Origin of the sequence: Enterococcus raffinosus (assembly GCF_001886185.1) — a bacterium.
Taxonomy (GTDB): Bacteria; Bacillota; Bacilli; order Lactobacillales; family Enterococcaceae; genus Enterococcus_A; species Enterococcus_A raffinosus.
This window is the reverse complement of the sequence record NZ_JXLA01000062.1, coordinates 1-13312: the sequence shown is the minus strand read 5'-3', so window position 1 is coordinate 13312 and position 13312 is coordinate 1. Positions and strand designations below refer to the sequence as shown.

The 13312-nt window shown below is 33.4% G+C and carries 11 protein-coding genes and 4 pseudogenes; 12 read left to right on the top strand and 3 right to left on the bottom strand.

The window, feature by feature from the left end; genetic code table 11:
* Positions 1-105: 105 nt before the first annotated feature.
* Positions 106-1400, top strand: a pseudogene (locus tag RV13_RS19480) (ISL3 family transposase).
* Between the two features lie 92 nt (positions 1401-1492).
* A pseudogene (locus RV13_RS20860) lies at positions 1493-1668 on the top strand (IS256 family transposase); the annotation flags it as partial.
* Positions 1669-1698: 30 nt separating this feature from the next.
* Here RV13_RS20860 and RV13_RS19475 read toward each other — a convergent pair.
* The 3 genes from RV13_RS19475 to RV13_RS19465 all read right to left on the bottom strand — a co-directional run bounded on the left by RV13_RS19475 (position 1699) and on the right by RV13_RS19465 (position 4342).
* Entirely contained in the window at positions 1699-2475 is a 777-nt protein-coding gene (locus RV13_RS19475; RefSeq protein ID WP_002364118.1) for a sulfite exporter TauE/SafE family protein, read from the bottom strand.
* Complete coding sequence (locus RV13_RS19470) at positions 2472-3581, bottom strand: radical SAM/SPASM domain-containing protein (RefSeq protein WP_028020863.1); 1110 nt, start codon at positions 3579-3581, stop codon at positions 2472-2474. Before RV13_RS19470 ends, RV13_RS19475 begins: the two co-directional genes overlap by 4 nt.
* A gap of 80 nt (positions 3582-3661) precedes the next feature.
* A complete protein-coding gene (locus tag RV13_RS19465; RefSeq protein ID WP_306301666.1) occupies positions 3662-4342 on the bottom strand; it encodes a GntR family transcriptional regulator in 681 nt (226 codons plus the stop codon).
* A 144-nt stretch (positions 4343-4486) separates the two neighbouring features.
* Between RV13_RS19465 and RV13_RS19460 the strand changes: the two genes are divergently transcribed.
* The 10 genes and pseudogenes from RV13_RS19460 to RV13_RS19410 all read left to right on the top strand — a co-directional run.
* Positions 4487-6265 (top strand): glycoside hydrolase family 35 protein, encoded by a 1779-nt coding sequence (locus RV13_RS19460; RefSeq protein WP_002364115.1) that lies wholly within the window; start codon positions 4487-4489, stop codon positions 6263-6265.
* 3 nt (positions 6266-6268) lie between these two features.
* Complete coding sequence (locus tag RV13_RS19455) at positions 6269-6748, top strand: PTS sugar transporter subunit IIB (protein ID WP_002364114.1); 480 nt, start codon at positions 6269-6271, stop codon at positions 6746-6748.
* Between the two features lie 22 nt (positions 6749-6770).
* A complete protein-coding gene (locus tag RV13_RS19450; RefSeq protein WP_002364112.1) occupies positions 6771-7178 on the top strand; it encodes a PTS sugar transporter subunit IIA in 408 nt (135 codons plus the stop codon).
* Positions 7171-7746, top strand: a complete 576-nt coding sequence (locus RV13_RS21190) for a hypothetical protein (protein ID WP_028020862.1) — start codon at positions 7171-7173, stop codon at positions 7744-7746. Before RV13_RS19450 ends, RV13_RS21190 begins: the two co-directional genes overlap by 8 nt.
* A gap of 21 nt (positions 7747-7767) precedes the next feature.
* A complete protein-coding gene (locus tag RV13_RS19440; protein ID WP_002364110.1) occupies positions 7768-8580 on the top strand; it encodes a PTS mannose/fructose/sorbose/N-acetylgalactosamine transporter subunit IIC in 813 nt (270 codons plus the stop codon).
* Positions 8564-9382, top strand: a complete 819-nt coding sequence (locus RV13_RS19435) for a PTS system mannose/fructose/sorbose family transporter subunit IID (RefSeq protein WP_014748785.1) — start codon at positions 8564-8566, stop codon at positions 9380-9382. Before RV13_RS19440 ends, RV13_RS19435 begins: the two co-directional genes overlap by 17 nt.
* A gap of 318 nt (positions 9383-9700) precedes the next feature.
* On the top strand, positions 9701-11158 hold the full coding sequence (locus RV13_RS19430; protein WP_010818874.1) for a manganese-dependent arylsulfatase: 1458 nt from the start codon (positions 9701-9703) through the stop codon (positions 11156-11158).
* Between the two features lie 190 nt (positions 11159-11348).
* A pseudogene (locus tag RV13_RS19425) lies at positions 11349-11426 on the top strand (IS200/IS605 family transposase); the annotation flags it as partial.
* 1028 nt (positions 11427-12454) lie between these two features.
* The gene (locus RV13_RS19415; RefSeq protein ID WP_002313174.1) at positions 12455-12715 is read left to right on the top strand and encodes a hypothetical protein; all 261 of its coding nucleotides are present in this window, start codon (positions 12455-12457) and stop codon (positions 12713-12715) included.
* Positions 12716-12988: 273 nt separating this feature from the next.
* Positions 12989-13285 (top strand): annotated as a pseudogene (locus RV13_RS19410) (transposase); the annotation flags it as partial.
* Positions 13286-13312: the final 27 nt, after the last annotated feature.

Sequence of the window (13312 nt, the reverse complement as noted above, 5' to 3'; positions counted from 1 at the left end):
CCCGTTCTCACGGGTGGATGTGTTACTTTAGGTATTAAAAAACATATCGTTCTCTAGTATGATTAAATCACCACAAAATAAACAACTGAGAGGACGATATGCTATATGAATGATTCTATCAAAAAATGCTGAGAATAATAGAGAAAGATTTGATGATTACAGAGGTCTCTTACGAGACCCTTCAGAAGAAAAAGACGTTGGTCGTCGATGCTGTTCTCTCGCCTACTCCTCGTGCTTGTAGAAGTTGTGGTTCTACTGTGGTAGATGGAAACGGGAAAGCAATTATAGTGAAAAATGGAAAAAAGGAAACGATTGTCCGTTTTGAACAATACAATCATATGCCTTTGGTTATGCGCCTAAAAAAGCAACGCTATACCTGTAAAAACTGTCGTACCTATTGGACGGCTCAAAGTTATTTTGTCCGACCCAGACATTCAATCGCAGATCATGTTCGATATAAAATTGCTTCTTTACTGACTGAAAAAGTATCTTTGTCTTTTATTGCGAAAAGTTGTCAGGTATCTTTGACTACCGTTATTCGTACATTGAAAGAGTTTAAAAGCTATTTACCAAAGCCTTCTAAGAAGATTCTCCCCATAGTATTGATGGTTGATGAATTTCGTTCGCACGCTTCCATAGAAGATAAAATGAGCTTTATTTGTGCAGATGGTGAAACAGGACACTTAATTGCTGTCTTGCCTACGCGTAAATTACCTTGATTAACAAGCTATTTCTTAGGCTGCACCAATCCAGAAGAAGTAGAATTCTTAGTCACAGACATGAACGCCGCTTACTTTCAGCTTACCAAACGTGTTCTGCCAAATGCGAAAGTAGTGATTGATCGGTTTCATATTGTCAAACACATGAATCAGGCATTCAATGAGTTGCGTATCCGTGAAATGAATGAGCTTCGTAAAGCAGGACAGAAAAGTCAGGCAGAAAAACTGAAAAAGAACTGGCGCTTTCTGCTAAAAAATCGTGCAAGCATCAACCATTATGAGTACAAAACATGGAAAAGTTTCCGAGCACCAAAATACCCATTTCTCACTGAAGCAATGATGATTGATCGATTGCTTGAGTTTTCTGCGCCTCTAAAGGAGGCGTATCCCTTTTTTCATGAATTAGTCGAAGCCTTTCGAGACAAAGACCCTGACTTATTTTTCTCCTTATTGGCAGAACTTCCCGAAACGTTAGATGACGGCTTTCGGGAGAAGCTTCAAAACCTTCTGACCTATGAAGAAGGTATCACCAACGCAATGATCTATCCTTATTCCAATGGAAAAATTGAAGCGAAGAATACCCACATAAAGACAATGAAACGAGTATCCTACGGATTTAAATCATTCGAGAACATGAGAATTAGAATCTTTTTGATCAATCAATTAATCAATGTAAGATAACAAAAAATCTGAGCCAGAATGTGGTTCATTCTGACCCAGATTTGATTTTGCACAACTCATCAGTCCTTATTGACAAAGAGCCTATTTTGTTAGTAGATGTCTGGAAACGGTACTTTGCACATGGTGAACAACTATTTGATTGGCAGTGCTATTAGAAAAATCATGCATATTACTAATGCAATTGAGAGTATTTATTCTAGTTTCAGAAAAGTCACAAAAAAGAGCGCTTCTTAATGAGAAAGTACTTCTAAAGTTACTAATTAATCGTTTTCTATAAGTGGTTGATAATACTCGTTTTTTATAGTAATTGATAGCCGTTATAAAGATTGATGATTAGCACCAAGAAGATGACTGTCTGGAAGACCAGCGTCACTTTTTGTGGTGAGAGGACAGTGCTGACTTTTGCCCCTAACAAACCGCCAACAATCGCGGCTGGAATCACAAACCACAAAATCTTTAAGTCATAGAGGCCAAATCCAGTGGTCCCAGCAATCGTCACGATTTTCGCCAATTGAGAGAAAAAAATCGTACAAATCGAATAGACCGTGGCTTCTTTGATGGGTAAAGCAAACATCAGCATCAGCAAGGACACATTGATCGGTCCACCGCCAATGCCCAGCAGACTCGCTAGAAAACCAAGGACTAGGCCACAGAAGCAATACCAGAAATTTTTTTTCAGTTGGAATCCGGGCCAGTCATATTTGGTATAAAAGAAAGCAAACAGCAGTGTCACAACGGTCAAAAAGATCTGAATCATTTGTACCTCATCTTCATTCTGAAATAAAAGTAGCAGGTGATCAAAAGCGACATTGCCCAAGATGCCTCCTAAGACGGCGCCGCCTGAAACCCAAAGGACGATTTGCCAATTGATTTTACGTCCACTAGCCAACTGTCTCGCGGTCGAAACCAGCGACATGGTAAACACGGCTACGGTAGAATAAAACGAGATGGCTGCAACAGAATGGGCACCGATAAAATCAAAAATGGGTTTGATCAGAACACCGCCCCCCATGCCTGAAACGGCACCAACCGTATTTGCCAACACGATCACTATAAAATAAACGAACCCAATCACACACTTACCCCCTGTAACAAACCTAAAATCCGATTGATCTGCGGCACAAATTCCTGCAAGAGTTGCTGATAACCGCAATAGTCCCCATCCACATAGATGGCATCTTTCATTCGTTTGCAGCCGCCACGACACATTTTTTGAAACGGGCAACTCAGACATTTCTTTGGCATTTCGGACCGTTGACACACAAACGTTTTTGCAATGTCCTGTTCAAATAACTGACGTAAAGTCTGTTCTTGAATATACCCCATGCGATACTCATCCAGCACATAAAAATCACAAGGATACACACTGCCATCTGCTTCAATGACATATTGTACCTGACAGTTTCCTAAAATCCCGCAGGCAGTGACTTGTCGTTTGATCAATAGATTCAAAAGATCATCAAAAAGCTTGATACTTATATAATGCCCCTCCGCTAATTCTTGCAGCCATAACTGCAAAAGCTGGTGGTAAAATCCTGCAAAACGTTTTGGTGTGAGAGCATAACTATTTCTTTTTTTTGCATCTAGATCTTCTAAACAAGGAATAAACTGGACAAAATCAATTTGTTGCTCTTTTAGAAAGCGAAAGACTTTCTTAGCCTCTTTTGCCAACGGATTGGTCAAGACACAAAGTACATTGTAGTCGATCTCATAGTAGTCAAACAGCTGTTTTGTTTGCAGCACTCGCTGAAAAGTTCCTCTTCCTTTCGGATCGACCCGATGCAGATCATGGTAGAGCGGATGGCCATCGATCGAGAGACCGACCAAAAAATCATGTTCTTTCAAAAAAGCACACCATTTTTCATTGATCATGGTCCCGTTCGTTTGAAGCGTGTAAGAGACTTGAACTTTTTTTTCTTTAGTCCCTACGTAAGCGATCAGATGTTGAAAATATTGTAAACCAGCAAGAGTCGGCTCTCCACCTTGAAACGCTAATGTTAATTGATCGCCGTCTTCTAAGTCTGCATAAATATTTTCGATCATTTTCTCTGTCACTTCTTCTTTCATTTTGCCAAACGAGCGGACTTCTCGCAAGGAACTGACATTGGCATAAAAGCAGTAGCTGCAACGAAGATTGCAGAGGGAAGATGCGGGTTTGATCAATACTGAAATATGTTTCATAGTAAGAACCTCATTTTTTAATATAGTTTAATTATGAAAAATTGCTATAACGAACAAAGTAAAATCAAATTCAGTAGTAGTTAATTAGATAGGAGTTGAATCTTATAGAAATTCCATTTTTTATAACTTTCAACATATTCTATAGGTTTATTATTTTCAGATAAGCAGGATAATTTGGTTTGAAAAACGACAGGCTCAGATTCATTTATTTTTAGTTGTTTACATACACTATTAGGAGCAGGAAATAAAATTTCGTTTGTTTCCCTAAAGTTTTCTTCGTTTAAATCAATGTTGTAGTCTGATTTTAAACGTTTGTAAATAGAATTGTAATAATTAATTTCTGGATAATTAGAATTTATATATTGTTCTGGCAAATAAGATTTATGATAGATATAAGGTATTTCATTAGCTTCTCTAATTCGTTCGATTTGATAATAATATGAATCAGTTGATAATTTTAATGTATCTAATATTTGTTTTTTATTTTCGCGTTTAATCGAAAGAACGTGTGTTTTATCATTGTCAAATGAAAATATTTCTATATCAGAAAATTTTACTATTTTTTCTTTTCTTGCACGTGAAACGAAAGTTCCTATTCCTTGATAACGTACGATATACCCCTCGGCAACTAATTCTTTTAACGCACGAATTGCTGTTATAGAACTAACATTATATTTTTTGATAATTTCTGATTCTGAATAGAATCGGTCGCCATTATGAAATTGACCGGTTACAATTTGTTGTTTTAGATTCTGTTTGATTTCTAGATATTTCGGTTTTATTATAAGCTCCCCCTTTAAATTACTCGCATCTATATTAACATACTTAAAAAAAAAATTGTTGACTTTTAATACAAAAGTATTAATATACTAAGTATATTAACATATCGAGGTGAAAAGTAACAGATGACTACATTTGAAATAAAGGAAGAATTTTTATTAAAGGGAAAAACATTTAAAATACTATCTGGTGCAATTCATTATTTTCGGATTCCCCCATGTGATTGGGAACATTCTTTGTACAATTTAAAAGCACTAGGATTTAATACAGTAGAGACATATGTTCCTTGGAATTTACATGAGCCTCAAAAAGGAGAGTTTCATTTTGAAGGGATATTGGATTTAGAGAGATTTTTGACAATCGCTCAAGACTTAGGATTATATGCTATTGTGCGGCCATCGCCTTATATTTGTGCTGAATGGGAATTTGGAGGGTTTCCGTCATGGCTACTCCGTGAACCGATTCATATCCGAAGGAATGAAATCGCTTATTTGGAGCATGTAGCAGATTATTATGATGTTTTGATGAAAAGGATTGTTCCCCATCAACTTAATAATGGGGGAAATATATTGATGATTCAAATTGAAAATGAGTATGGATCTTTTGGGGAAGAAAAGGAATATTTGCGTGCGATAAGAGATTTGATGATTAAGCGAGGAGTGACAGTTCCTTTTTTCACTTCAGATGGACCGTGGAGGGCTACTTTACGAGCGGGAAGCATGATTGAAGATGATATTTTGGTTACTGGTAATTTTGGTTCTAAAGCAAAAGACAACTTCAACTCTATGAAGCAGTTTTTTAAAGAATATGATAAAAATTGGCCACTGATGTGTATGGAATTTTGGGATGGTTGGTTTAATCGTTGGAAAGAACCAATTATTCAACGAGATCCACAGGAACTCGCTGAAGCGGTAAAAGAGGTATTAGAACAAGGAAGCATTAATTTATATATGTTTCATGGAGGAACGAATTTTGGGTTTATGAATGGTTGTTCAGCAAGAGGAGTGATTGATTTACCGCAAATTACTTCCTATGATTATGGTGCACCATTAGATGAGCAGGGGAATCCAACAGAAAAATATTATGCATTGCGGAAAATGATTCATGATAATTATCCAGAGATTAAGCAGCTAGATCCTGTCATTAAACCCACGATTGAAAAGAAAAAGATTTCTTTGACGAATAAGGTAAGTCTTTTCGCGACTTTAGATACCATTAGTCAACCGGTTCAATCAAAGTATCCAAAGACAATGGAAGAGTTGGGACAAAATACAGGTTATCTACTTTACCGAACAATGATAGAGAGGGATGCAGAGGAAGAACGATTACGGGTAATTGATGGCAGAGATCGCAGCCAATTATTTTTGAATCAAGAATTACAAGCTACCCAATATCAAACAGAAATAGGTGAAGATATACAAGTTAGTATGACAGAAGAAATCAATCAAGTGGATATTTTGATTGAAAATATGGGACGTGTCAATTATGGACATAAACTCTTTGCGGAAACGCAAAAAAAAGGAATTAGAACGGGAGTAATGGCAGACTTACATTTTATTACAAATTGGCAACAGTATTCATTGCCTTTGGAAAATTGTAAAACTGTGGATTATTCAAAAGGATGGCAGCCCCAACACCCAAGTTTTTATCGATATGAGTTTCTTTTAGAGGATATCGGTGATTGTTTTATTGATTTAAGGAAATTTGGTAAAGGAATTGTCTTTGTTAATCAGACCAATATAGGTCGTTTTTGGGAAGTAGGTCCAACGCTTTCACTGTACATCTCTAGCGGCTTTCTAAAAGTTGGTAAGAATGAAATTGTTATTTTTGAGACAGAAGGTACCTATGAACCAGAAATCAATTTATTAAAAGCACCATTATATAAAGAAATGAAAGAGGGATGAACAATGAGTATTATTGGAGTAAGAATTGATGGACGTTTAATTCACGGACAGGTAGCCAATTTATGGACAACCAAATTGAATATTTCTCGAATTATGGTTGTGGATGATGAAGTGGCTCAAAATGATATTGAAAAAAGCGGATTGAAATTGGCTACCCCAGCAGGGGTGAAACTAAGTATTTTGCCGATTGAAAAAGCGGCGCAAAACATTTTAGCAGGAAAATATGATTCACAACGTTTACTGATTATTGCACGAAAACCTGATCGATTATTAAAATTGGTAGAATTGGGCGTTCCAATAAAAGAGATTAATGTTGGAAATATGTCACAAACTTCTGAGACTCGATCAATTACGAAATCAATTAATGTTGTCGATCAAGATGTAGAAACGTTCAATCAATTAAATGAAAAAGGTGTCCATTTAATTGCGCAAATGGTTCCAAGTGACAAAGCAGATGACTTTATGTCTCTGTTAAATAAATAATAATATACGAGGAGGTGAAAAGATGGCGGGGCATTTAGTTTTAATTAGTCATGGACGATTTTGTGAAGAGTTAAAGAGAAGTGTTGATATGATCATGGGAGTACAAAAAGATATTTATACTGTAGGGTTATTACCTGAAGAGTCAGCAAAAGATTTTCGAGTAAATTTCGAAAAAACAATTAATGGTTTGAAAAAAGTTACAGTTCTGGCTGATCTAATGGGAGGCACTCCTTGCAATGTTGTTTCTCAATTAATTTTAGAAGGAAAAGAAATAGAACTATATGCAGGAATGAATATGCCAATGGTTATAGGCTTTGTTAATAATCAATTTTTAGGAGAAGATAGTTCTTTGGTAAATAAAGGAAGAGAAAATATTATACATGTAAATGAATATTTGGAAGCAAATCCAATAGATTTAGAAGATGAATGAATGTGGAGGAATTTATGAATATAAAAAAATCCAAATATATTTTATTGCAACTTGCTGTTTGATCAGTTTATCTATGTTAACAAAAGTCGCTCATGCTGAAAGTAACCCCATTGGTAATTGTTACTATGTTAGTTCGCAAAGAGGGAGTGACACTAATTCAGGATTATCTATATCTGAGCCTTTTAAAAGTTTAAATAAAATAAATGAACTTAAATTAAATCCAGGGGATAAAGTTTTATTAGAAAATGGATTGGTTTTTGAAGATCAGTATTTACAAATAAAAAATTCAGAAAATATAGAGGCGTGTATTGAAATCAGTAATAGCCAAGAGTCGAATATATTTGTTTCTCCTGAAAATGGTCCCGTAAAACCTAATTTTAACTATTTGACATATGATCGATTCAGTCAGAATACAGTGTTTGATGGATATAAATTGGAACAATCATCTCCTGCTATTCATAGTGGGAAGAAGGTTATCGATAAAAATAGTTATAATTTAGGAACTGATTTTTTTGGTATTAAGTTAGATGGCATACTAGATATTGGGGCAGTGAAAAGTTCAAAATAATATAAAGGAGTTAGTTTGATCATGAATGATATTTCTTTTTTTCAGATATTTTCTTTAATATGTTTAGCTATACTAGGAGGTATAGATCCTTATCTGTCAGGATTACAATTAAGTAAACCGGCAATTTCTGGTTTTCTAGCAGGAATTATAATGGGAGATATTAATACAGGCTTATTAGTAGGAGCAACATTACAACTGATGGTCTTAGGTGTAGGAACATTTGGTGGCTCATCAATTCCTGATTTTGGCACAGGGGCAATCATTGGTACAGCATTAGGTGTTGTTAGTGGAAAAGGAATTGAATTTGCAATAGGTATTTCTGTTCCTGTAGGCTTATTATTAGTTCAATTAGATATTTTAGCTCGTTTTTGTGGGGTTTATTTTTTACATCGTGTGGATAAACATATAGAAGAAGAAAATTTTCATAAGATTAGTTTAGAAGCATGGTTAAGTTTAGTTCCTATTGCATTATCTCGTGCAATACCAGTAGGTTTATGTTTAATTTTTGGTAATGAAGTAGTAAATACAGTATTAAATTATGCACCGGATTGGTTAATGGGAGGATTAAAATTGGCAGGAGCTATATTACCAGTTGTTGGGATTGCCATTTTACTACATTATTTGCCAATTAGGAATTTTTTCGGTTTTTTAATTATTGGGTATATTTTAGCCGCTTATTTAAATATTCCAATGATGGGTATTTCTTTTGCAGGATTGGCAGCTGCTATTATTCACTATAAAAAATTACAAGATAAACGTTTATTAGAATCAAAACTAGATACTATCAATCATATAGAAGTAGTTAACGGAGAGGTTGATGATGATGAAATCTAATGTTAGCAAATTAAGTAGCAAAGATCTGAGAAAAGTTAGTTTAAGATATATGTTTGGAGCTCAACTAGGTTGGAACTACGAACGAATGATGAATGTGGCATATGTTCGAGCTGTATATCCAGCTTTGAAAAAGTTATACAAAGATGAAAAAGAATTAAAAAGTGTGTTGCAATCAGAAATGCAATTCTATAATACCAGTCCTTTTTTAAGTGCATTTATTATTGGAATTGATTTAGCATTGCAAGTAGAAGATGGAAGCAAATCGAAAGATGCTGTTGCAGCAATTAAAACGAGTATGATGGGACCTTTTGCAGCTGTAGGCGATTCTTTATTTGGGGCAGTGATTCCAACAATTTTTGGATCTCTAGCAGCTTATATGGGATTAGAAGGAAATCCATTAGGTGTACTACTTTGGTTATTAGTATCTCTCATTATACTATTTTTGAGATATTTTGAGTTACCAATTGCTTTCCGAGAAGGTAAAAAACTGGTATCCAGTGTAGGTGGATTGTTGAAGGATTTAACTGAATCAGCAACTTTACTTGGCGTAGTAGTAATAGGAGGCTTGGTTCCTAGTGTTGTAAAGGTTGGTGTTCCATTCAAGTTAGTTATTGGTGATAAGAAACTATCTTTCCAAACAGAAATGTTAGACCCTATTATGCCAGCTATAGTACCTGTTGTTTTAGTTTTATTGGCATATTGGTTATTAAGCAAAAAATCTCTCAATTCAACCAAAGTTATTTGGATATTTTTAGTTTTGTCAATACTAATGTATTCATTAAATATTTTAGCAGTTTTGTAATAGATGTGGGGGCGTGATCAACTAATTTATGGCATGTCCCCTGTTTAATTTTCTAAATATTATATTTTTAAATGAGTGGAAAGAAGATATTAGAGATTTAATGAATAATAAGTTATATAGATAAAAAATTAAAGATATTTTGATATCAAGGTTTATTTTAGTATAAAGTATTCGTGACTAATCAATCATACGCTATAAAGTTTGGTAATCCATTTATATTTCTTGTTATCACAAAAAATATATTCTTTCAAAAGGAAATATCAATTTCTTAAATCAAGAGAGATTATTTGGATATTTTGAATGATTGGAGTTTTTAATATGAAAAAGAATCAACCCAATGTTGTTTTAATTGTAGTAGATCAGATGAGAGCAGATGCGTTATCTTTGAATAGCCAAGATAAAATCATTAGTACGCCTACATTAGATATGATGGCTAGTCAAGGATATAATTTTGAGAATTGTTATTCGCCTGTTCCAAGTTGTGTTCCAGCAAGAGCAGCGTTATTAACAGGATTAGATCAAGAAACTTCGGGAAGAGTGGGTTATGAAGATGAGGTTCCATGGAATTTTAAAAATACTCTTCCAGAAGTTTTTAAAGAACAGGGATATCAAACTGAGTGTATTGGGAAAATGCATGTGTATCCTTCAAGAAAACGGTTGGGATTTGATCATGTACTATTGCATGACGGGTATCTTCATGTTGATCGAAAATATGACAAATCTTATGGAGAGCAGTTTGAATATTCTAGTGATTACTTAATGTTTCTAAAAGAATCATTGGGCTCAGATGCAGATTTGATTGATGATGGGTTAAATTGTAATTCATGGGAAGCACGACCATGGATGTATCCTGAAAAATTTCATCCAACAAATTGGGTGGTTTCAGAAGGAATAAACTTTTTAAGGCGGAAAGATCCTACAGTACCATTTTTCTTAAAATTATCATTTGAGAAACCTCATGCTCCTCTGAATCCACCAAAATATTATTTTGATATGTATATGGATAGATTACCAGACACTCTAGATTTGCATATTGGTAATTGGGAGAAATTAGAACATGTTGTTCCAGATGTTTGTGCCTTAAGAGGAAAATTAAAAGAGGATGATCAAAGAAGAATGCTTGCTGGATACTATGGCCTTATTTCTCATATAGATCATCAGATCAATCGCTTTTTAATGGCTTTAAAAGAATTTAGACATGATAAAGATACAATCATTTGGTTCATTTCAGATCATGGAGATCAATTAGGAGAACATTACTTATTCAGAAAAGGGTATCCTTACCAAGGGAGTATTCGTATCCCGTCGTTTATTTACGATCCTGGTGATCTGATCTCAGCAAAAAAACATGGAATTAAAGAGCTTGTAAAAATACAGGATATATTTCCTTCATTAGTTGATTTAGTATTAGGACAATATGTAAATACAGATGGAAAAAGTGTTAAACAGTTGCTCTTTGGAAACTGTGAAGGATGGCGGCGAGAAATTCATGGAGAACATAGTTTAGGGCTGGATTCTAGTCAATATATATTAACGGAGAAATGGAAATTTATATGGTTTCCCGTAAAAAATACGTATCAATTATTTGATATGATAAATGATCCAAATGAGATGAAAAACCTATATTATGATAAAAAATACGAATCTATTATTTATGAAATGAAACATAAATTAGTAGGATATTTAAAAGGTAGAGAAGAGGGGTTTGTCAAAAACGGACAGTTAATTCAAATAGGAATTTCAAATATCGTTTCAACTTTAAAAAGTAAAAAATAAACTAAAAGTGAAGATGCAATAAAAAATCAACATAGGATATACTGAGTCAAAATATACTCAGATACAGGCAAAACTTTGCGTCTTTATTTATTTCAAAAAAATCAAATATTCGGATGGTAACAAACATACTACTTTGTTTGGGATAAAATCAGATCTGAGTCAGAGTAAGTTCATTCTGATTCAGTTTTTTATGTCTAACGACGATAAAAGTTTAGCACATACAAGATGGAATTGTAAGTATCCCATAGTCTTTACCCCGGAGTATCGATGAAAAGTGATTTATGGAAAATTAAGAGTAAGTAACTGTTGGTGATAGTATCACCCCAAATTAGTATTTCCAGTTTTATGAGCTATTTATTAAATGATTAAAAAGAGATAAGGGTGTGAGCTGTTACTGATACTTTAAAAAAAACTTTTAAAGTACTATCAAGTGATTAGCTCTTCTAGAGAGGTTAAAAAGAATTTTTTTTCAAGAGTAGATATTTACTTCTTTATTTTTAAATTTATAAATCATTTATAAATGTATCTAAAAATTAGTTTTTTAGAATAATTAGAATTGATATAATTTTTTCCAATCCAACCAATCATGTTTTTGCTTTTAAGTGGCGTTTAAAAGAAAAAATAGAAAATAAAAAGATCACATGTTCTTTAGATTTGTTTCGAATTATCATTTTTATTGATTTAAAAAATGCCGATAAAAACAATGTATTAAGAACCCCACTTTAAATAAATGATTTTTCCATAGATGGATTATTTAATTTTAGTGATTATTGTGTTCAATCTAAGTACCATAATATATATAAATTCTTTGGCAAAAATGTGTTGATTTTGAGTTTTTATTAGTATTATAATTCTTTTCGAAGTATAAATATAGAAAACTATAGTATTAATATTATGTTTCGTTACGAGAGTGTAAAATATTTTGTGTAAATAGAAAAAAGGAAGTCCCTTCTGTAGAATAGAGTTACCACAACACATTCACAGAAAAGAGGACTTCCATATGAACGATTTTACTACAGAAATTCTAAAGACTCTAGCGAACAAAGGCGATTTGAATGAATTATTAGTTGCTTTAATTATTTATAAATAACTATAATGCTTTTATTATAGTATCGTAAATAGTTTATATGAATACATTAATTGTAAAAATGGTGGATGGCTCTGAACGATTAACAATATTTTTTTGTTTTGACTATCATTTTATTGTTCAGAAATAATTTATTGCACTTTTTGAGGTAAATAGTTTAGAATTATTTTAATATAAGTACTTCAGATTTAATAAAGGAGAAATATCTAATGAAAAAAATTGATTTAATAAATATGATAGGTATGTTAATAGGGATATTAGTAAATATAGTAATTTTCACAGATTGGCTCGGGGTGTTATTTTCTAATCTTATTCCCATACTTATTATAGGCATTTGTGGAATTATACTTTCAATATTAGAACTTTTTGAAAGCAGAAATACAATGAATAGAATATTTGCTTGTATTATATTAATTGTTAATCTATTGCCTATGGTCTATTTTACTTTTTTATATTTTGCACTGGGATGAAATAAATTAACCAAAAGTTTCTTTTTCTTATAATGTGTATCAATATTAAAACTGAAAAAGATATGGATAATAGGATCAAAGCCCTCATTGGAACACTCAATATATTATCAGATTTAAATTTCAAATAGATAATTTCATTTTTTAGTAATATCGAAAGATACTTTTTTAATGATGAGAGTGTAATGTAAACCGTGTAAGTAACCATTAATCCTAGGCAGGTGGTTGCTTCGCGGTTTTTCTTTTTCTACAATAAGATCAAGAGGTGATTACACGATGGCTAGAAAGAAAAGAAATCCTGATGCCGAAAAGTTAGCTGAATCCATTCTGAATGCCTATCAACCTGAATCTGTCGATGACATGCAAGATGCTTTGAAAGATGTGTTTGGGCCCCTTTTTGAAAAAATGCTTCAAGGAGAATTGAATAATCATTTAGGTTATGATGCCCATTCTAAAGAGCCTAAGGAACACGATAACCGTCGAAATGGCTATGGAACTAAAACGCTTAAAACCAGTTTTGGTGAAGTAGCTATTGATGTTCCTAGAGACCGGGAAGCTTCCTTTGAACCAGATGGATAGGCTACAATTAACTAGACAGAA

Coding starts and splice junctions, on each gene's coding strand:
- RV13_RS19440 (WP_002364110.1), top strand. CDS start 7,768: ATGAATGATATTTCTTTTTTTCAGATATTTTCTTTAATATGTTTAGCT.
- RV13_RS21190 (WP_028020862.1), top strand. CDS start 7,171: ATGAATGAATGTGGAGGAATTTATGAATATAAAAAAATCCAAATATAT.
- RV13_RS19435 (WP_014748785.1), top strand. CDS start 8,564: ATGATGATGAAATCTAATGTTAGCAAATTAAGTAGCAAAGATCTGAGA.
- RV13_RS19470 (WP_028020863.1), bottom strand. CDS start 3,581: ATGAAACATATTTCAGTATTGATCAAACCCGCATCTTCCCTCTGCAAT.
- RV13_RS19455 (WP_002364114.1), top strand. CDS start 6,269: ATGAGTATTATTGGAGTAAGAATTGATGGACGTTTAATTCACGGACAG.
- RV13_RS19450 (WP_002364112.1), top strand. CDS start 6,771: ATGGCGGGGCATTTAGTTTTAATTAGTCATGGACGATTTTGTGAAGAG.
- RV13_RS19430 (WP_010818874.1), top strand. CDS start 9,701: ATGAAAAAGAATCAACCCAATGTTGTTTTAATTGTAGTAGATCAGATG.
- RV13_RS19415 (WP_002313174.1), top strand. CDS start 12,455: ATGAAAAAAATTGATTTAATAAATATGATAGGTATGTTAATAGGGATA.
- RV13_RS19460 (WP_002364115.1), top strand. CDS start 4,487: ATGACTACATTTGAAATAAAGGAAGAATTTTTATTAAAGGGAAAAACA.